The sequence below is a fragment of the Streptomyces antibioticus genome, from assembly GCF_002019855.1.
GTDB classification, from domain to species: Bacteria; Actinomycetota; Actinomycetes; order Streptomycetales; family Streptomycetaceae; genus Streptomyces; species Streptomyces antibioticus_B.
Genome location: NZ_CM007717.1, coordinates 7,561,736 through 7,580,288, shown reverse-complemented (window position 1 = coordinate 7,580,288; position 18,553 = coordinate 7,561,736). Strand labels below are relative to the sequence as shown.

16 protein-coding genes are annotated in these 18,553 nt (G+C 73.4%); 6 read left to right on the top strand and 10 right to left on the bottom strand.

Going from position 1 to position 18,553, the window contains the following annotated elements; genetic code table 11:
* Nucleotides 1-59 precede the first annotated feature (59 nt).
* Nucleotides 60-908 (top strand): bifunctional methylenetetrahydrofolate dehydrogenase/methenyltetrahydrofolate cyclohydrolase, encoded by an 849-nt coding sequence (locus AFM16_RS34385; RefSeq protein WP_030795823.1) that lies wholly within the window; start codon nt 60-62, stop codon nt 906-908.
* A 2-nt stretch (nt 909-910) separates the two neighbouring features.
* On the opposite strand, the gene AFM16_RS34380 is transcribed toward AFM16_RS34385, so the two are convergent.
* From AFM16_RS34380 to AFM16_RS34335, 10 genes are all read right to left on the bottom strand, one after another.
* The gene (locus tag AFM16_RS34380; RefSeq protein ID WP_078636290.1) at nt 911-1,627 is read right to left on the bottom strand and encodes a gamma-glutamyl-gamma-aminobutyrate hydrolase family protein; all 717 of its coding nucleotides are present in this window, start codon (nt 1,625-1,627) and stop codon (nt 911-913) included.
* On the bottom strand, nt 1,624-3,114 hold the full coding sequence (locus AFM16_RS34375) for an aldehyde dehydrogenase (protein WP_078636289.1): 1,491 nt from the start codon (nt 3,112-3,114) through the stop codon (nt 1,624-1,626). The genes AFM16_RS34380 and AFM16_RS34375 overlap by 4 nt, the downstream gene beginning before the upstream one ends.
* A gap of 59 nt (nt 3,115-3,173) precedes the next feature.
* Nucleotides 3,174-4,619, bottom strand: a complete 1,446-nt coding sequence (locus AFM16_RS34370; RefSeq protein WP_078636288.1) for an APC family permease — start codon at nt 4,617-4,619, stop codon at nt 3,174-3,176.
* A 175-nt stretch (nt 4,620-4,794) separates the two neighbouring features.
* Entirely contained in the window at nt 4,795-5,433 is a 639-nt protein-coding gene (locus tag AFM16_RS34365; RefSeq protein WP_078636287.1) for a TetR/AcrR family transcriptional regulator, read from the bottom strand.
* A gap of 63 nt (nt 5,434-5,496) precedes the next feature.
* Entirely contained in the window at nt 5,497-6,345 is an 849-nt protein-coding gene (locus AFM16_RS34360; RefSeq protein ID WP_078636286.1) for a fumarylacetoacetate hydrolase family protein, read from the bottom strand.
* A 9-nt stretch (nt 6,346-6,354) separates the two neighbouring features.
* Nucleotides 6,355-7,299 carry a 3,4-dihydroxyphenylacetate 2,3-dioxygenase gene (locus AFM16_RS34355; RefSeq protein WP_030795816.1) on the bottom strand — a complete coding sequence of 315 codons (945 nt, stop codon included), beginning with the start codon at nt 7,297-7,299 and terminating at the stop codon, nt 6,355-6,357.
* Complete coding sequence (locus AFM16_RS34350) at nt 7,292-8,755, bottom strand: aldehyde dehydrogenase (protein ID WP_078636285.1); 1,464 nt, start codon at nt 8,753-8,755, stop codon at nt 7,292-7,294. Before AFM16_RS34350 ends, AFM16_RS34355 begins: the two co-directional genes overlap by 8 nt.
* Nucleotides 8,756-8,795: 40 nt before the next feature.
* Nucleotides 8,796-9,602 (bottom strand): acetoacetate decarboxylase family protein, encoded by an 807-nt coding sequence (locus AFM16_RS34345; RefSeq protein WP_078636284.1) that lies wholly within the window; start codon nt 9,600-9,602, stop codon nt 8,796-8,798.
* Between the two features lie 35 nt (nt 9,603-9,637).
* Nucleotides 9,638-10,867, bottom strand: coding sequence for an NAD(P)/FAD-dependent oxidoreductase (locus AFM16_RS34340; protein ID WP_256861378.1), 1,230 nt, complete (start codon nt 10,865-10,867; stop codon nt 9,638-9,640).
* Nucleotides 10,868-10,871: 4 nt separating this feature from the next.
* Nucleotides 10,872-11,060: a ferredoxin gene (locus AFM16_RS34335; protein ID WP_078636283.1), complete on the bottom strand. Its 189-nt coding sequence runs from the start codon at nt 11,058-11,060 to the stop codon at nt 10,872-10,874.
* Between the two features lie 438 nt (nt 11,061-11,498).
* Between AFM16_RS34335 and AFM16_RS34330 the strand changes: the two genes are divergently transcribed.
* The 5 genes from AFM16_RS34330 to AFM16_RS34310 all read left to right on the top strand — a co-directional run bounded on the left by AFM16_RS34330 (nt 11,499) and on the right by AFM16_RS34310 (nt 18,546).
* The gene (locus tag AFM16_RS34330) at nt 11,499-12,812 is read left to right on the top strand and encodes a glutamine synthetase family protein (protein ID WP_078637181.1); all 1,314 of its coding nucleotides are present in this window, start codon (nt 11,499-11,501) and stop codon (nt 12,810-12,812) included.
* Nucleotides 12,813-12,835: 23 nt separating this feature from the next.
* Nucleotides 12,836-14,179 carry a cytochrome P450 gene (locus AFM16_RS34325; RefSeq protein ID WP_078636282.1) on the top strand — a complete coding sequence of 448 codons (1,344 nt, stop codon included), beginning with the start codon at nt 12,836-12,838 and terminating at the stop codon, nt 14,177-14,179.
* Nucleotides 14,180-14,249: 70 nt separating this feature from the next.
* A complete protein-coding gene (locus AFM16_RS34320; protein ID WP_078636281.1) occupies nt 14,250-15,029 on the top strand; it encodes a TetR family transcriptional regulator in 780 nt (259 codons plus the stop codon).
* A gap of 175 nt (nt 15,030-15,204) precedes the next feature.
* Nucleotides 15,205-15,618 (top strand): Zn-ribbon domain-containing OB-fold protein, encoded by a 414-nt coding sequence (locus AFM16_RS34315; protein WP_078636280.1) that lies wholly within the window; start codon nt 15,205-15,207, stop codon nt 15,616-15,618.
* 150 nt (nt 15,619-15,768) lie between these two features.
* Nucleotides 15,769-18,546 carry an alpha/beta hydrolase family protein gene (locus AFM16_RS34310; RefSeq protein WP_078636279.1) on the top strand — a complete coding sequence of 926 codons (2,778 nt, stop codon included), beginning with the start codon at nt 15,769-15,771 and terminating at the stop codon, nt 18,544-18,546.
* Nucleotides 18,547-18,553: the final 7 nt, after the last annotated feature.

Below are 18,553 nucleotides of genomic sequence, written 5' to 3'. Positions count from 1 at the left end.
TCGGGTCGTACGATGGAACGACCGTCGTTCTCTCCCGAACCCGAAGGGCTCGTCCACCCGTGACCACCGCAACGCTTCTCGACGGCAAGGCCGCCGCGGCCGACATCAAGAACGAACTGGCCCTGCGGGTGGAGGCGCTCAAGGAGCGCGGTGTCCACCCGGGGCTGGGCACGATCCTCGTCGGCGACGACCCGGGCAGCCGTTCCTACGTGGGCGGCAAGCACCGGGACTGCGCGCAGGTCGGCATCGCCTCGATCCGGGTGGAGCTGCCCGCCGACGCCTCCCAGGCCGATGTGGAGGCGGCCGTGCTGCGGCTGAACGCCGACCCGGCCTGCACCGGCTTCATCGTGCAGCTCCCGCTGCCCGCCCATATCGACACGCACGCGGTGCTGGAGCTGATCGACCCGGTCAAGGACGCCGACGGACTGCACCCGACGAACCTCGGCCGGCTGGTGCTGGGCATTCCGGCGCCGCTGCCCTGCACCCCGCGCGGCATCATCGACCTGCTGCGCCGCAACCGGGTGGAGATCACCGGTCAGCAGTTCTGTGTCATCGGCTGCGGGGTGACCGTGGGCCGTCCGCTGGGGCTGATGCTGACCCGTGCCACCGAGCACGCCACCGTCACCCTGTGCCACGAGGCCACGCAGGACACGGCCGCGCACGCCCGGGAGGCGGACGTGGTGGTGGCCGCGGCCGGGGTGGCGCACCTGGTGCGGCCCGACTGGATCAAGCCGGGCGCCACCGTGCTCTCGGTGGGTCTGACCCGCACGGTGGAGGGCGTCCTCGGGGACGTCCACCCGGACGTCGGTGACGTGGCCGGTTCCTTCGCGCCGCCGATCGGCGGGGTGGGCCCGATGACCCGGGCGATGCTGCTGACCAACGTGGTCGAGGCCGCCGAGCGGATCTGACGTCACCGGCGGGCGGCGGCCACCAGGGCGTCGAACAGTCCCTGCTGGGCGGGGTCCTGGTGGGCGGTGTCCTCCGGATGCCACTGCACGGCCGTGAACCAGCCGCGCGCCGCCGGGAGTCCGAGCGCCTCCACGGTGCCGTCCTCCGCGGTGGCGGTGACGGTGAGGCCGGTGCCGGGGCGGTCGACGCGCTGGTGGTGGTAGCAGGAGACGTCCGTCTTCTCCTGTCCGACCGCGGCCGCGAGCGGGGTGCCGGATGCGATGCGCACGGGGTGCGTGCGGTGCCGGTGGTCGAGCCCCGGACCGCCCATGTCCTGCTCCAGGGTGCCGCCGAGCGCCACGTTGACGACCTGGAGGCCGCGGCAGATCGCCAGCAGCGGCAGCCCGGCGGCCAGGGCGGCGCGGGCGGCGGCCAGGTCGAAGGCGTCCTGGAGGTCGTCGACGTCGTAGACGGCGGCATGGGTGCCGGTGGCGCCGTAGCGGTACGGGGCCAGGTCGCCGCCGCCGGGGAGCAGCAGGGCGTCGAAGCGGGCGAGGCGGGCGGCGGCGCCGTCCGGGTCGGCGGGGTGGAGGGTCACGGGTTCGCCGCCGGCCCGCCAGACCGCCTCGGCGAGGGAGCGGGCGGTGACCTCGGCGGCGTACCGCAGGGCCGAGGTGGTGGCGGAGAACCGGGCGGGGATCGCGATGAGCGGCCGAGGGGGTTTCAGGGGCGTGGTCACAACTGGATCCAGGTGGTCTTCAGTTCGGTGTACTTCTCCAGGGCGTGGGCGGACTTGTCGCGGCCGTTGCCGGACTGCTTCATCCCGCCGAACGGCACGGTGAGGTCGCCCTCCTCGTAGCAGTTGACCCAGACCGTGCCGGCCCTGAGCGCGCGGGCGACCGTGTGGGCGGTGGACAGGTCGGCGGTCCACAGGCCGGCGGCGAGGCCGTACTCGGTGGCGTTGGCGAGCCGTACCGCCTCGTCGAGGTCGTCGAAGGCGAGCACGGACAGGACCGGGCCGAAGATCTCCTCGCGGGCCAGCCGGCTGCCGGGGCCGACCCGGTCGAAGACGGTGGGCTCCAGATAGCTGCCGCCGCTGTCGGCGAGGGTGCGGGCGCCGCCGGTGAGCAGCCGGGCGCCCTCGGCGAGGCCGCTGTCGATGTGGTCCCGCACCCGGCGCAGATGGCCCTCGCCGACCAGGGCGCCCATCTCGGTGGCGGGGTCGAGCGGGTCGCCGACGCGTACCTCGCGGGCCCGGCGCACGACGGCGTCGGTGACGCGTTCGGCGATCGAGGAGTGCACGAGGAGCCGGGAGGGGGCGGTGCACATCTCGCCCTGGTTGAAGAAGATCCCCCAGGCCGCGGTGGCGGCGGCGCGGTCCAGGTCGGGGGCGTCGGGCAGCACGATGTTGGGTGATTTGCCGCCGAGTTCGAGCCAGACCCGCTTGAGGTTGGAGTCGGCGGCGTAGCGCAGGAAGTGGCGGCCGACGGGCGTGGAGCCGGTGAAGGCGAGGACGTCGACGTCCGGGTGGAGGCCGAGCGCGCGGCCCGCGGCCGGGCCGTCGCCGGTGACGACGTTGAGGGCGCCCGGGGGAAGTCCGGCCTCGGTGCCGATCCGGCCGAGCAGGAGCGCGGAGAGCGGGGAGGACTCGGAGGGTTTCAGGACGACCGTGCAGCCGACCGCGAGCGCGGGGGCGACCTTCCAGGCGGCCAGGGTGAGCGGGAAGTTCCAGGGGACGACGGCGCCGACCACCCCGGCGGGTTCGCGGGTGACGAGGGCGAGGGTGTCGGGGGCGGTGTGCGGGGCCTCGTCGGTGAGCTTGTCGGCGAGCTGGCCGTAGTGGCGGAAGGTGGCGATCGCGGCGCGCAGTTCGATGTCGTGGGCGTCGGTGTAGGGCTTGCCCATCTCCAGGGTGATGGTGAGGGCGAGCCGTTCGCGCCGTTCCTCCAGCAGGTCGGCCATGCGGAGCAGGACGCGGCCGCGGTCGGCGGGGGCCAGCCGGGGCCAGGGGCCGCTGTCGAAGGCGCGGCGGGCCGCGGCCACGGCGTGGTCGACCTCGGCCTCGCCGGCGTCGGCCACCCGGGTGAGGAGCTGTCCGTCGCGGGGGGAGACGACCGCGAAGGAGGGGCCGGCGCCGGGTTCGTCGGCGCCGTCGATGTGGTGCTGAGTGGGGAACTCCAACTCCTTCGCGCGGTGCAGGAGTTCGTCGTGGGTGAGGGCCGGCATGGGTGTCCTTCGGGGGTGTGCGGGGGCCCGCCGGTGGGCGGGCCCCCGCGCGGGGTGCGTCAGCGGGTGCGGGCCAGTCGGGCGGCCGTGGCGCCGAGCAGCAGGACGGCGGGGACGGCGAGCACGAGCCAGGTGGCGGTGGTGCCGTCGCCGCCGATGAGGGTGGTGAAGTTGGCGAGGACCACCCAGATCACGGCGGCGATGCCGAGGGCGCCCAGGGCGGGGGCGATCAGGGTGTTCCAGGGCCGGGTGTCGAGGCGTTCGCGGCGGAAGAAGACGATCACGGAGACCGAGGTCAGGAAGTACAGCAGCATGCAGGCGAGGACGCCGACGCCGCTGAACCAGGAGAAGAGGGTGAGCACCGGGTCCTTGCCGGTGACGGCGAAGGGGAGGACCAGGACGGCGGCGATCGCGGTCTGGACGAGTCCGGCGGCCCAGGGGGCGTGCCGGGAGTTGACCGCGCGCAGCCGGGCGGGCAGCAGGCCCTCGCGGCTGAGGGAGAACAGATAGCGGTTGGCGGAGTTGTGGAAGGCGAGGATGCCGGCGAAGAGCGAGGTGGCGAGCAGCACCGGCAGCACGTCGTTCACCCAGCCGCCGAACTGGTCGGCGATGGGGCCGAAGACGAAGACCGTGGAGTCGCCGCCGGCCAGGGCGTCACCGGCCGCCGCGGTCGCCTTCGAGGGGCCGTAGGAGGAGATCAGCATCCAGGAGGTGAAGGCGAAGAAGCCGGTGACGACCGCGACCGAGAGGTAGGTGGCGCGCGGGACGGTCCGGTGCGGTTCGCGGGCCTCCTCGCCGTAGATGGCGGTGGCCTCGAAGCCGAACATCGACGCCACGGCGAACATCAGGGCCACGCCGGGGGCGCCCTGGAGGGCGGCGCCCGGGGAGAAGGTGTCGGTGAAGGCGAGGCCCTCGGGGCCGCCGCCCTTGACCAGGGTGACCAGGGCGAAGACCAGCAGGATGCTGAACTCGGCCAGGACGAACACGGCGAGCACCTTGGCGCCCAGCTCGATCCCGGCGGCGCCGAGGATCTGGACGGCGGCCATGGTGACCAGGGACCACACCCACCAGGCGATGTGGACGCCCGCGTAGTGCTCGACCAGACCGGCGACGGTGAAGCCGTAGAGGCCGTACATCGCGGCCTGGACCGTGCAGTAGGCGAAGAGGGCGACGGCGGCGCTGCCGCTGCCGGCGGTCCGGCCGAGGCCCTTGCCGATGTAGGTGTAGAAGGCGCCCGCGTTCACGACGTGCCGGCCCATCGCCACGAATCCCACCGAGAACAGCAGGATCACCGCGCCGGCCAGGGCGTAGGCGGCGGGGGCGCCGGGGCCGTTGCCGACGGCGACCGCGATGGGGACCGCGCCGGCGATGCCGGTCAGCGGCGCCTGGGCGGACAGGACGAAGAAGAGGATGCCCAGGACACCCAGGGCGTTGCGTTTGAGGGTCGCCGCGGGGCGGGCGGCCTCCGCGGTCGGCGGAGCTGTGTCGACCGTCTGACTGTCCACTCGGATCACCTGCTGGGAGGAAGGGAGAGGTTTCGTTTAGAGCCAAACGAGTTGCCCTATGGTGGGCCGGAACTATCCATCTGACAAGGGGGTGGAGACGGCGAATTCGCGGCGGGGAATCCACGGACGACGAACCCCCCGCCGCGGGACGCGACGGGGGGCCGGAGACGTGCGCTCAGGCGTCGTCCCCGGGCGGGCGTCCGCCCAGGTGCCGCAGGAGGGTGTGCAGTTCGGCGAGGGCGGCCTCGGTCTGCGCCCGGTCGCCGATCCCGGTGAGCTGGTGCAGCACGAGCCCGTCCAGCGCGGCGAACACCAGCCGGTTGAAGGCCGGGCTCGCGCCCTGCGGCAGGATGCGGTCCAGCTCCCGCCGGGAGGCACCGAAGTACTCGTCGTACAGCGCCCGCACCTGGGTCAGCAGCTCGGGCCTGCGGCGCGCCTCCAGCAGCAGTTCGTACTGGTACGCCTGGCCGTCGGGGTCGCCCTCCACCATGTCCGTGAGCCCGGCCACGAAGTCCTCGGGGCGGCCGGTGCCGGACTCCAGGAGACTGCTGCTGAGGCTGGTGCGCACCGCGTACGCGAGGGACTCCTCGATCAGCGCGTCCCGCGAGCCGAAGTGGTGCACGACCAGGCCGTGGGTGACCCCGGCCTCCTCCGCGACGGCCCGGTAGGTGAGATGCCGCAGCCCCCGCCGCGCCACCACCCGCACCGCCGCCTCCAGCAGCGCCTCGCGGCCCTCCCCGTACCCGACCCGCTTACGGCCGCGGGGGCGCGGACGCGGGCGGGGGGCCGACGGGGTCTCGGCGGGTTCACTCATGACGGCGACCCTACCGGCCGCAGGCCGGGGCACCGCGGGGCCGGCCGACCTCGCCGCCCCCGGTCAGTCCCGGCGCGGCGGGCGGACGCCGCGGAACTCCCAGTCGCCGCCGAGGGCGGTGGAGAGGACCTCCTCGGACTCGGTGGGCCGGGCGCCGACGTCGGTACGGATCGCGGTGGGGCCGGTCACGATGTGGTTGGTGAGCCGGCCGAGGCCCTCCACCTCGACCTCCACGACGTCGCCGGGCCGTACCGGGCGGGAGTTGGCCGGGGTGCCCGACAGCAGGACGTCGCCGGGATGGAGCGTGATGGTGCGGGCGATGTCGGCGACCAGGTAGTGCATGTCCCACTGCATCTCGTCGGTCGAACCGTCCTGCACCACCTCGCCGTTGACGTACGTCGTGAGGCTCTTGCCGCGGAAGTCCCAGTCGGTGACGAGGCCGGGGCCGAGCGGGCAGAGGGTGTCGGAGCCCTTGACGCGGAGCATGGAGCCGGCGTCGGTGTCCCGGAAGTCGTGCAGGCCGTAGTCGTTGGCGACCGTGTAGCCCGCGATGTACTCACCCGCCTCGGCCGGCGCGATGTTGCGTGCCGTCCGCCCGATGACGATGGCCACCTCCCCCTCGTAGTTGAGCCACTTGCAGCCCTCGGGGCGGACGACGGCGCCGTGGTGGGAGTTGAGGGAGGAGGTGGGCTTGTGGAAGTACGTCGGGGTGTCGGGCAGGGTGATCCCGAACTCGTCGACGCGGCTTCGGTGGTTGAGGTGGACGGCGATCACCTTGGAGGGCACCACCGGGGGCAGGTGCCGGGCCTCCTCGGCCCTGACACGGCGGCCGTCCCCGGCGACGAGTTCGTCCCCCTCGACGGTGACCTGGACGGCGGCGCCGTCCAGGAGGATGCGGCGGTACTCGGGCATGGCGGTTTCCTAAGAGCGTCGGTGCGGGTGACGGGGTGCGGCGGGTGCGGCCGGCGCCGGGGCTCCCGTGCCGGTCCAGCCGTCGGCCGGGCGGTCGAACCAGAGGTGGACCTGACCGGTGCCGATCGAGTTCTCGTACGCGCCGTACTGGCGGGCGCGGGCGACGCAGTCCTGTTCGCCGAGGGCGCCGGCCATCATCAGGTAGTGGAAGAACTTCGCCTCGGGCCGGTACTTCCAGAACTCCTCCATGGTGTCGAGGACCTTGTCGTGCCGGCCCTCCTTGAACCAGGCGATGCGCTCCAGGTCGGCCTCGCGGGCTTCCGGGGTGAAGATGTGCGCCGGGTCGCTGGACTCGTGGTCGCGCAGTTCGCGCAGCGGCCAGAAGGTGTGCGAGAGGGCGCCCGAGGCGATGAGCAGCACCCGGCGGCCGGGGGTGGCGGCGATGCCGTCGGCGAGGGCCCGGCCGAGCCGCAGATGGTCCTCGGCGTCGCCGGTCTGGCACACCCCGACGGTCACCCACCGCTTGTCGGGCAGGCCCTCGCCCAGGAACTTCCAGAGGTTGATCGTGGCGTAGTAGACCGGCAGGTACGCGTCGTCGATCGCGGTGATCCAGGTGCCGTGCTCGTCGGCGAACTTCGCGATGTTGTGCGCGAGTTCGGGGTCGCCGGGATAGTCGTAGGGCATCCGGCTCATGCCGCGCGGCAGTTCCTCGGAGGTGAAGAGGCCGGCCCTGCGGTCCTGTGCGGTGACGACGAACTCGACGGTGGTCGCCCAGTGCGAGTCGAGGACGACGACGGTGTCGTAGTCGTCGCGTGCGAAGACCTCCCGGCGCAGCTCGCGCAGTCCGGTGACGAGGGTGATCTCCTCGCCGTCGTTCAGCTCCCGGCGGGTCTCCTCGGGCAGCACGATGGTGGGGACGTGGGCGAGCAGGCCCGCCCCGACGATCTCACCCATGGTCGTTCCATCCCTTCGGCGCGGTGACCGTGTTCTTGAGGTCGCAGTAGAAGTCGAAGCTCCAGGTGCCGCCCTCGCGGCCGACCCCGGAGTGCCGGGAGCCGCCGAAGGGGGCCTTGAGGTCGCGGACGAAGAAGCAGTTGACCCAGACGGTGCCGGCGGTGAGCCGCCCGGTGACCCGGTCGGCGCGCTCGCGGTCGCCGGTGACGAGGGTGGCGGCGAGTCCGAAGCGCGTGTCGTCGGCGAGCTGGACGGCCTCGTCCTCGTCGGCGAAGGTCTGGAGCGTGAGGACTGGTCCGAACACCTCCTCCTGCACGATCTCGGAGTCCTGGGCGACCTCGGTGAGCAGGGTCGGCGCGTAATACCGCTCGTCCCGGCGGTGGCCGCCGACGACGACCCGGGCCCCGGCCTCGACCGCCCGGCGCACGAATCCGTCGATCTTCTCGAGCTGGCGGGGGTGGATGGTGGGCCCGATGTCGGTGGCCTCCTCGCGCGGGTCGCCCTGCACCAGCGCGCCCGCCTTCGCGACGAAGCGGCGGGTGAACTCCTCGGCGACCGTCTCCTCGACGAGGATCCGGGTGGCCGCCAGACAGACCTGGCCGGCGTTGTCGTACTGCTCCACCGCGAGGTCGACGGCGAGGTCCAGATCGGCGTCCGCGAAGACCAGCAGCGGTGACTTGCCGCCGAGTTCGAGGCTGAGCGGGGTGAGGTGGGCGGCGGCCGAGGCCGCGATGCGGCGGGCGGTCGGGACCGACCCAGTGAAGCTGATGCGCCGGACGTCCGGGTGCGAGGTGAGGGCGTCGCCGATCTCGGAGCCGTAGCCCTGGACGACGTTCAGCACTCCGGCGGGCAGTCCGGCCTCGGCGGCGATGTCGGCGAGCAGGGAGGCGGTCAGCGGGGACCATTCGGCGGGCTTGAGGACGACCGTGTTCCCGGCGGCGAGGGCCGGCGCGAGCTTCCAGGTGGCCAGCATCAGCGGCGCGTTCCACGGGGTGATCAGCACACAGGGGCCGGCCGGGTCCCAGGAGACGTGGTTGGTGTGCCCGCGGGTCTCGAAGTCCTCGTGGTCCAGGGTGAGCGACCAGTCGGCGAAGAAGCGGAAGTTGTGCGCCACGCGGGGCATGACGCCCCGGCGGTGGGAGCGGAGCAGGGCGCCGTTGTCGGCGGTCTCGACGATCGCCAGCTCTTCGAGGCGCTTCTCGACCCCGTCGGCGATCGCGTGCAGGATCCGGGCGCGTTCGGCGCGGGGGGTGGCGGCCCAGGCGGGAAAGGCGGCCTTGGCGGCGGCCACGGCGGCCGCGGCCTCGGCGGGGGTGCCGCGCGCGATCTCGCCGAGGGCGCGTCCGTCGATGGGTGAGACGTCGGTGAAGGTGCCGGCGGAAGCGACGCGTTCGCCGCCGATCCAGTGCCGGGGGTCGACGGCGACGCCGGCCACCGTGAGGGTGTGCTCGGTCATGTCGGGACTCCAAGTCCTGTGATGGATGCGGTGGTCGGGGTCACTCGGCGCCGGAGGTTCCGGACTCCAGAAGGCGTCCGCCGTCCCAGACGACGCCGACCTGTCGGTAGTAGGCGGCGATCGGTTCGCGGATCTCCAGCCGGGCCAGCTCCTCGGTGGGCGCCTCGAACAGCTCCAGGTCCGCGTCGCCGACCCAGGGCTGTCCGCCTTCGAAGGAGGCGGCGCCCGTCTCGATCAGTTCGTCGAGCGCGAGGCCCTCGCCCTTCTCGATGGAGGGCAGCCAGCGGTGGTGGGCCATGGGGTGACTGTTCACGAACCCGTTGGTCCCGGAGGGCTCCCGCAGGGTGACCACGGCCTGGGCGAGGCGCCGGTCGGCGGCGGCGAGGGTGGCGCCGAAGCGGGCGCCGGCCTCGATGCGCGGGGCCGGACCGTAGGGGTGCGGCCGGGTCTGGTGGATCGAGCCGAGCTTCTTCGGATAGCCCTGGTGCAGACCGCGCGCGATCGCGAAGTCCTTGTCGACCCAGATGTACACGCACCGCGAGTAGGTCCGGCCCCGGTAGGAGCAGCGGACGACCGCGAACGCCTCCTTGTACTGGGCGCGGACGGGGTCGAGGAGTTCCTCCCCGGTCGCCGAGCAGGACTGCCAGTCGGCCCAGATCAGCGCGACCGCGCCCGGGTCCTCGTCCGCCAACTCCAGCGGCGCGGGCAGGAGTTCACGCACGCGCGCGGGGTCCGTGCGGTACTCGACGGTGAGCAGGTCGCCGGAGTAGCGCCACGGCGGGGCGGGGATCAGGGACGAGGCGCCGCTCGCCGTCTTGGGGTGGAAGTAACCACGGACGGTGGTCATGTCGAATGCTCCTTGCGCGGTGAGGACGGGGTGCGTCACGCCGTGACGGCGGGCCGCGCCAGCAGCGCGGGGCGGTGGCGGGCGGCGGCCGACGCGGCGCCGGGGCCGCCGAGGGCGACGACGCCGACCAGCAGGCCGTCGCGGTGGTAGCCGACGACGAGGTCGCCGTCGCCGTCGGTCGTGCCGTCCAGGACCCGCACGTCGTCGGCGCCGTAGGAGGGCGCGCCGAAGGACTGGAGGCGGAAGTCGTGCTGGTCGCTCCAGAAGGTGGGCAGCGGCGCGAACGGCGCCGGCTCCTCCCCCGTGCCGTGCAGATGCGCGACGAGCGTCCGGGCGGCCTGCTTGGCGGTGTCGCCGGGGATGGACCAGTGCTCGACCCGGCGGGGTACGCCGTCGTAGCGGGCGTTGGGGAAGCGGGCCACGTCGCCGACCGCGACGGCCTCGGGGCGGCCCCCGGCGCGCAGCAGGGCGTCGGTGCGGACGCCGTCGGTGAGGTCGAGGCCGTTGCCGTCGAGCCACTCGGTGTTGGCGACCGAGCCGACCGACTCGACCACGACGTCCGCCGCGAGGACCCGCCCGTCGGACAGCTCCACGCCGGTGACGCGGTCGTCGCCGGTGAATCCGGCGACGCCGGTGCCGAGGGCGAAGCGCACCCCGCGTGCCTCGTGGCGGCGGAGCAGGGCGCGGCCGAGGAGCGGGCCGAGGGGGCCGGTCATGGGCAGCGGCAGCGGGTCGACGACGGTCACCTCGCGGACGCCGAGCGCGACGGCGGTGGCGGCGACCTCGCAGCCGATGAAGCCGGCGCCCACCACGACCACCCGGGCGCCGGGCCGGGTGAGGGCCTCGCGCAGGCCCTGGGCGTCGTCGAGGGTGCGGACGGTGTGCCGGCCGGGCAGCGGTCCGGGGCAGGTCAGCCGGCGGGGGCGCATACCGGTGGCGACGACGAGTCCGTCGTACGAGAGGGAGGTGCCGTCGTCGAGGACGACGGTGCGCTCGGGGAGCCGGGCGGTGACCGCGCGACGGCCGAGGAGCCAGGCGGCGTCGGCGACGGCGGGGCGGGGGCGGAAGGCGAGGGACGCGAAGGGCGCCTTGCCGGCCAGGACCTCCTTGGAGAGGGGCGGCCGGTTGTAGGGCATGTGGGGTTCGTCCCCGACGAGGGTGATCGCGCCGGTCCAGCCCGCCGCGCGGAGCTGTTCGGCGGCGCGCAGGCCGGCCATGGAGGCGCCGACGACCAGGACGCGTCCGGTGCTCTCGGATGCGGTCACGGCGTCAGTCCTCGATCCGGATGGCCTGGAGCGGGCAGACGTCGGCGGCTTCCTCGACCTCGTCGCGCAGGGCGTCGTCGGGGTCGGGGACGTAGAGCAGCCGGCCGTCGGCGTCCAGCGAGAAGACGTCCGGGGAGGCGAAGACGCACTGGCCGTGGTCCTGGCACTTGTTCATGTCGACGACGACCTTCATGGCCGGTCCTCCTGGGGGACGGGGGCGAAGGGGGAGGTGAGGGAGGGGATCGGGGCCCGGCCGCGGACGGCCGGGCCCCCGCCAAAGGTGTGCGGCGACCGCGGCGCGGGGCCGCACACCCAACTCGTTTGGCTTCAAACAACGTAGGGACGCGCCTCACCCCGGTCAAGACCTATCCACATGGATAAATTATTGGTCCGCACCCCTTGCGGAGCCCCCGGCCCGTGCCTAGCGTCTGTGCTCGTACAACGGCCCCGGCCGCCGTCCCTCCCGGACCGCGCGGCCCGTCCGGCGCCGTTCCCACCCCGCACGCCACCCGCCTCCCCGGCTGCCCTCCGGCGCCCCGGAGGTGCCCCGCCGTCCCCCGAGGAGACACCGGTGAGCGCTCAAGATCCCGGCCAGAACACCGCGCAGGACCCGGCGGCGGTCCGCCGCCGCATGGAGCGGCTCGCCGCCGACGGCATCGACGTCGTCCGGGTGACGTATCCCGATCTGATCGGCACCGAGCGGGCCCGCGACGTGCTGCTCGAAGAGCTGCCCCGGGCCGTCGAGCACGGCCTCGCCTTCTGCCGGGCCGTCTACCACACCACCCCGCAGGGCGATGTGGTGCCGGTGGCCGGCGGCCTGGAGGCGGGCCTGCCCGACATCTGCGTCCGCCCGGACCTGTCCACCCTGACCGCCCTGCCCTGGGAACCCGGGGTCGCCACCTGTCTCGCCGAGGTGACCGACCCGGCCACCGGCGCCCCGGCCCCCGAGTCGCCCCGCGATCTGCTCCGCTCCGTCCTGGACCGCTGTCACGAGCACGGACTGCGGCCGGTCGTCGGCCCCGAGCTGGAGTACTTCCTGTGCGAGCCGGACCCGGCCGGCGGCTGGCGCCGCTACGGCGCCGTCCCCGGAGTCGTCTACACGGCCGGGCTGCGCGCCGACCCCGACAACCATCTGCTGCGCACCCTCCGCCAGGTCCGCGGCCTGGACATCGGGGTGCTCAGCGGCAACCACGAGTTCGACGGCGGGCAGTTCGAGATCAACCTGCTGCACTCCGAGGCGCTCTCCGCCGCCGACCGGGCGTTCCGCTTCAAGGCCGCGATCAAGGAACTGGCCCGCCGGGAGGGCCGGCTCGCCACCTTCATGGCCAAGCCCTTCAACGACGCGGGCGGCTCCGGCTTCCATCTGCATCTGTCGGGCACGGACCCGGACGGGCGCAACGTCTTCGCCGACCCGGCGGCACCGCACGGACTGTCCGCCACCGCCCGGCACGCCGTGGCCGGTGTCCTCGCGCACGCCCCGGCCCTGGCCGCGCTCGCCAACCCCACCGTCAACTCCTACAAACGGTTCGGCCCCGACACGCTCGCGCCCTGGCTCGTCGACTGGGGCCTGGACAACCGCAGCGCGATGGTCCGCGTCCCGCCGGAGCGCGGCGCGGGCGCCCGCCTGGAGCTGCGGCTCGGCGACGCCGGCGCCAACCCCTATCTGCTGACCGCGGGCACCGTCGCCGCCGCGCTCCTCGGCGTCCTGGCCGGCGAGGAGCCGCCCGCCCCGCTGGAGGGCTACGGCTACGACCCGAGCGCCGCGGCCCTCCTGCCCACCAGCCTGTCCGCCGCCCTCGACGCCTTCGAGGCGGACACCGCCCTGACCGGCCTCCTCGGCAAGGACTTCGCCACCGCGTTCCTCAGCTACAAGCGGGACGAGGTGGAACGCTTCCAACGGCACGTCACCGACTGGGAGTTCACCGAGTACGGCTACCACCTGTGACGACGACCGGGAGACCCGCCACCATGACCGCCTCCGCCCATCTGCCTTCCGTGCCCGCCGCCCCCTCCACCCCTTCCGCCCCCTCCGCCCCTTCCGTCCGGGAGGCGCTCCGGGAACCGCTGCCGCTCGCGGAGGTGGACCTCGCCGACCTCGACCGCTTCACCGACGGGATCACCCCCTGGCGGATGTTCCACACCCTGCGCCACGAGGACCCGGTGCACTGGCAGCCCGAGGAGGCGCCCAACTCCGGCTTCTGGGCGGTGACCCGGCACGCCGACATCGCCCGCGTGGACCGCGACGCGGAGACCTTCACCTCCACCCGCTTCGTCAACCTGGAGGAGGTCGACGACGACCAGATCAAGAAGCGCGCCTCCATCCTGGAGCTGGACGGCGTCCGCCACCGCGCCCTGCGCAGCGTCATCCAGCGGCAGTTCGGCGCGGGCGTCATCAACAGCTACACCGACTTCCTGCGCGGTCTGACGGCCAGGACCCTGGACACGGCGCTGGCCAAGGGCCGTTTCGACTTCGTCGCCGACGTCTCCGCCGACTTCCCCATCAACGTCCTCGCCCGGCTGCTCGACGTCCCGCCGGAGGACAACCAGCGGCTGATCGACTGGGGCAACCGGATCATCGGCAACACCGACCCCGACTACGCGGACGTGCTGCTGCACAGCGCGGAGAGCGAGCGGTACCGCGATCTGCCGTTCCGCTCCCCCGCCTCGCTGGAGGTCTTCGAGTACGGCCGCGACCTGGCCCGGCGGCGACGCGGCGGCGCGGGCACCGACCTGGTGTCCAGGCTGGTCAACACCACCCCGCGCGACGGCGTTCCGCTGTCCGCGCAGGACTTCGACAACTACTTCCTGCTGCTGGTGGTGGCCGGCAACGAGACCACCCGGCACACCATCTCCCACTCGATGCTGGCGCTCCTCCAGCACCCCGAGCAGCTCGCCCGGCTGCGCGACGACCCCTCACTGATCCCGGCGGCGGTCGAGGAGTTCCTGCGCTGGGCCTCCCCCGTCTACCACTTCCGCCGTACGGCCACCCGGGACGTGGAGCTGGGCGGCAAACGGATCAGGGAGGGCGACAAGGTCGTCATGTGGTACGCCTCCGGCAACCGTGACGAGGAGGTCTTCGGCGACCCGTACGCCTTCGACGTCACCCGGGAGAACAACGACCACGTGACCTTCGGCAAGGGCAGTCCGCATCTGTGCCTGGGCAATCTGCTGGCCCGCACCGAGATCCGGATCATGTTCGAGGAGCTGATCCCCCGGCTCGCGGACATCCGGCTGACCGGCGAGGTGCCTCGGGTGCGCTCCAACTTCGTCAACGGCATCAAGAAGCTGCCCGTCGAGGTGACCCTGGCCTGATCACGACACGGGGTACTCGGTTCCCTCGGAGCAGGGAACCGAGTGCCGTTCCGCGTGTAACGTTCCGGGCATGAGCAGCACCACCAGCAGACCCGAGGCCGCGAAACCGCCGATGCGGGAGGCCCTGGTCGCGGCGGCCTTCCAGCTCTTCCTGGAGCGGGGCTACGAGCAGACCACCGTCGACGACATCGTGGCCCTCGCGGGTGTCGGCCGGCGCTCCTTCTTCCGCTACTTCCCCTCCAAGGAGGACGTGGTCTTCCCCGACCACGAGCGGTGCCTGGCCGACATGACCGCGTTCCTCGCGGCGAGCGAGCCGGACCACGAGCCGGTGCGGCGGGTCTGCGACGCCGCCCGGCTGGTGATGCTGATGTACGCCGAGAACCCGTCCTTCTCCGTGCAGCGCTACCGGCTCACCAAACGGGTGCCGGGGCTGCGGGCGTACGAACTGTCGGTGGTGTGGCGCTACGAGCGGGCGCTCGCCGCCTATCTGCGGGACCGGTTCGCCGGGACGCCGGACGGCGATCTGCGGGCCGATGTGATCGCCGCGGCCACGGTGGCCGCGCACAACAACGCGCTGCGCTCCTGGCTGTGGTCCGACGGACAGGGCGACGCGGCCGAGGCGGTGGACCACGCGCTGGGGTCCGTGCGGACGGCGTTCGGCGCGGCACCGGAACCCTCGGCGGACGCTCCGGGGGGCGCTCCGGCGGGCGTTCGGGCGGGCGTGGCCCCCGGGCTGCCGCTGGTGACCGCCCTACCGGACGAGGACGACGTCGTCGTGGTCGTCTCCCGGCGCGGAGCACCCCTGTGGCGTGTGGTGCAGGAGATCGAGACGACCCTCGCCCGGAAGTGAGCGGCAGGACGCGCATCTGAGCGATCCCCGCAATTTAGGGGTACCCAGTGCCTTTACGCATGGCACTGAGTGCCATACGCTGCACGTGTGCGCGGCGGCACGGTGAGCCGCGCATGTGCGTGCACGGGTGAGCCGCGCCCGTGGCATTCCGGCCCAGCGCAGGGAGTTGACCAGCGTGTACCACCACTCAGGAAGCGCCGTTCAGCAGACGTCCGGCTCCGCGGCGGGCGTGCTCGACCGCCAGGCCCCGGACACGGACACGATCCTCTTCCAACGCTGCACCTGGTGCGGCACCGCCATGTACCACCGGCTGCTCTGCCCGGTGTGCCAGGGCAGCGACCTGCGCACCGAGCGCAGCGAGGGCGTCGGAACGGTCCGCCACGCCACCGTGGTGCACCGCAACACCCCCTCCGCCCGCAATGTGTCCCTGGTCGAGATGGCCGAGGGGTTCGTGGTGCGCGGCCGCGTGATGGGCCCGCTCATCGGCATCCACAGCGGCGACCGTGTGCGGCTGTCCACCGTCAAGGACCCGGTGCGGGGCGAGCCGGTCTTCCAGCTCGTCGACGAGCCGTTCCGGGGCTGGCACTGACTCAGGTCGCCCGCGTGACCTGATTTCCTCCCTGCCGGGACGGTCCCCGGCGGCACAGGCAACCCACGGGTCCCGTTTCGCTTCCTCCGGGGAGTGAGGGGCTCCCGGTTCGGACGGGGTCCCCGCGCTCCCTGTGTGAGGAGGGGACCCTTGATCCATGCCCGGCGAACAGGTGTCACCGCCGTTGCCGCGCTCGCGGCCCTGGCGGTGTCACCGGTACCGGCCCTGGCCCAACAGCCGCCCGCGCCCCGGGTGTCGGCGACGGCGTCGTACGACGGCGGTCTGCCGGCGGGCTGGCGGCTCACCGGTGACGGCGACACGCGCACCCTGGTCTGGCGGTCGGCCGCACCCGTGCCCATCGGGGACTCGCGCGTCGAGTTCCACGCGGCGGGCCGGCTGCTCGGCACACCCCGGCCGGCCGCGGACGGGCACACGTTCCGGCTCACCCTGGACCGGGACACGCCACTGACGGGCCTTCAGGTGCGGTCCGGCGGCAGACGGTTGGACGCCCCGGACGACAACTCAGGCAGCGGCAGGCGGAATTCGCTGTCGTCGGCCCGTCCCGCCGCCCCCGCCCCGGCCCCCGCCAACCCGGTCGACCCCGGCAAGCCCGGCGCGTACCGCACGGTCAGCGGCTCGTACGCCCTCGACCCGGTGAAGCTGCCCGGCTTCCCCCAGCCGGTCGAGATGCAGGCCGTGGTGGTCGCGCCCAAGGGCGCCACCGGCAAGCGGCCGCTCGCGCTGTTCCTGCACGGCCGGCACGGCACCTGCTACAAGCCCGGCACCGACGACGTGACCGGCGACTGGCCCTGCCCCGCCGGAATGAAGGCGATCCCGAGCCACAAGGGCTACCTCCAGGACCAGAAGCTCCTGGCCTCGCAGGGCTATGTCACCGTCTCCGTCTCGGCGAACGGCATCAACGGCCAGGACTGGAACGCGGAGGACGGCGGCGCCCAGGCCCGCTCCTCGCTGGTGCGGCAGCACCTGGCCCGCTGGGCGGGCTGGGCCGCGAACCCGGCCGGCGCGCCCGCCGTCGTACGCGAGGCGCCGAAGGCAGACCTCTCGCGGGTGCTGCTCGTGGGCCACTCGCGCGGCGGCGAGGGCGTCAACCGCGCGGCCCTGGACAGCCTCTACCCGCCGCCCGCGGCCCAGGACGGCTACCGCGGCCCGGTCCGCTGGAAGATCCGCGGCACCGTGCTCGTCGGACCGACGATCTTCGGCCACAATCCGGTGGCCGACGTCCCGTCCGTGTCGGTCCTGCCCGGCTGCGACGGTGACGTGTCCGACCTGGAGGGCGAGGTCTTCGTCGACGGCACCCGCGGGGTGAGCCGCGGCACCGCCCTGCACAGCGCGGTGTACATGGTCGGCGCCAACCACAACTTCTTCAACTCCGAGTGGACACCGGGCCTTTCGGCGGCGCCGTCCTTCGACGACTTCTGGGACGACGGCCAGGGCGACCGGGACCCGGTGTGCTCCCCCGGCACCCGCACCCGGCTGACCGCCGCGCAGCAGCACCGCGCCGGCGCCACCTACATAGCCGCGGCGGCCCGGCTGTTCGTCGCCGGTGACGACCGGGTCCGCCCCCTCCTCGACGGCACGGGCCGCCGCGCCCCCTCCGCCGATCCGGCCCGGGTCCTGACCCACGCGGTCGGCGCCCGGCGCACCGGCGGCTTCCTCCAGGCGGCCGGGGTGAAGGTGACCGGCGGCCGGGTGTGCTGGGCGGACCCCAAACCGGCGAAGGCGTGTCTGAACGCGGAGACCGACGGCAGGTCACCGCACTTCGGCTGGTGGGCGCTGGACCGGGACACCGGTGTCAACGCGGTCGCCCTGAAGTGGTCCGCGCCGGGCAGGCCGACGAAGATCACCTCGAAGGCGCCCCTCTCCCTCGCCGGCTCCAGGAGCCTGGCGCTGCGGGTGTTCGTGCCGCCGAACACCACCGGGACCAAGCTGGACGTGACCGTCACCGACACCGCCGGGCGGCGCGCCAAGCTCGGGCGGGTCACGGCCGACGGACTGCCGGGCTCGGAGCGCACCGCGTCCTACTGGGCGCGTGAACTGCGTGTCCCGCTGACCGCCGCCACCCGCGCCGGGCTCGACCTCAAGCGGGTCAAGTCCCTTGAGCTGACCCCGCGTTCGGGTTCCGGGCGGGCCTGGTTCATGGACGCCTGGGGCTGGGCGCCGGGCACCCCGGCGGTCAAGGCGGCGGCGCTGCCGCGCGTCGACATCGGGCGCCTCACGGTCAAGGAGGGCGACTCCGGCACCCGCACCTACCGGGTCCCGGTGACGGTGTCCGGCCACGGCAAGGGCACGGTGCGCTTCTACGTCGTGAGCCCGGAGACCGGCGCGGCGCGGGAGAAGGTCGTCGCCGTCCGGCCCGGGGCCCGGCCGATCGACGTCCCGGTCGTGGTGAAGGGCGACACGCGCTTCGGCCACGGCAAGCAGCAGGACCTGCTGGTGAAGGCCGTGCGCGGCGCGGTCGTCGGCTCCGCCCAGGGCGGGGTCACGGCGGAGGAGGACGATCCGGCGCCGAAGGTCACGCTGACGCCGGTCGCCGACAAGGTGACCGAGGGGAAGCCGCTGATCTGGCGGATCTCGCTGTCCGAGGCGGCCGACGTGGAGATCTGGCAGCCGGTGCGGGTGCTGGCGCCCGCCGAGGGCGCGGAGCTGTCCACGAAGGACGTGGACCCGCGGTGGTTCACGGACACCTCGGGTGAGTCGCCCGATCCGGAGCGCCCGCTGTCCGGGGCGGGCCTGTGGGTGTGGCTGACCGTCCCGGCCGGGGCCACGGGCGTGGACGTCTCCGTGCCGACGGTGCGGGACCAGGTGGCCGAGCCGGCCGAGTCGCTGCGGCTCGCGCTCACCGACGAGGAGGGCGAGCCGCTGCCGGACTACCCGCCGCTGACGGGGACGGTCACGGACGTGCCGTAGCACCCGG

Excerpts from the sequence above, each read along its gene's own strand:
- AFM16_RS34325 (WP_078636282.1), top strand. The coding sequence starts at position 12,836 with ATGACCGCCTCCGCCCATCTGCCTTCCGTGCCCGCCGCCCCCTCCACC.
- AFM16_RS34365 (WP_078636287.1), bottom strand. The coding sequence starts at position 5,433 with ATGAGTGAACCCGCCGAGACCCCGTCGGCCCCCCGCCCGCGTCCGCGC.
- AFM16_RS34375 (WP_078636289.1), bottom strand. The coding sequence starts at position 3,114 with ATGCCGGCCCTCACCCACGACGAACTCCTGCACCGCGCGAAGGAGTTG.
- AFM16_RS34355 (WP_030795816.1), bottom strand. The coding sequence starts at position 7,299 with ATGGGTGAGATCGTCGGGGCGGGCCTGCTCGCCCACGTCCCCACCATC.
- AFM16_RS34320 (WP_078636281.1), top strand. The coding sequence starts at position 14,250 with ATGAGCAGCACCACCAGCAGACCCGAGGCCGCGAAACCGCCGATGCGG.
- AFM16_RS34360 (WP_078636286.1), bottom strand. The coding sequence starts at position 6,345 with ATGCCCGAGTACCGCCGCATCCTCCTGGACGGCGCCGCCGTCCAGGTC.
- AFM16_RS34345 (WP_078636284.1), bottom strand. The coding sequence starts at position 9,602 with ATGACCACCGTCCGTGGTTACTTCCACCCCAAGACGGCGAGCGGCGCC.
- AFM16_RS34335 (WP_078636283.1), bottom strand. The coding sequence starts at position 11,060 with ATGAAGGTCGTCGTCGACATGAACAAGTGCCAGGACCACGGCCAGTGC.
- AFM16_RS34350 (WP_078636285.1), bottom strand. The coding sequence starts at position 8,755 with ATGACCGAGCACACCCTCACGGTGGCCGGCGTCGCCGTCGACCCCCGG.
- AFM16_RS34330 (WP_078637181.1), top strand. The coding sequence starts at position 11,499 with ATGGAGCGGCTCGCCGCCGACGGCATCGACGTCGTCCGGGTGACGTAT.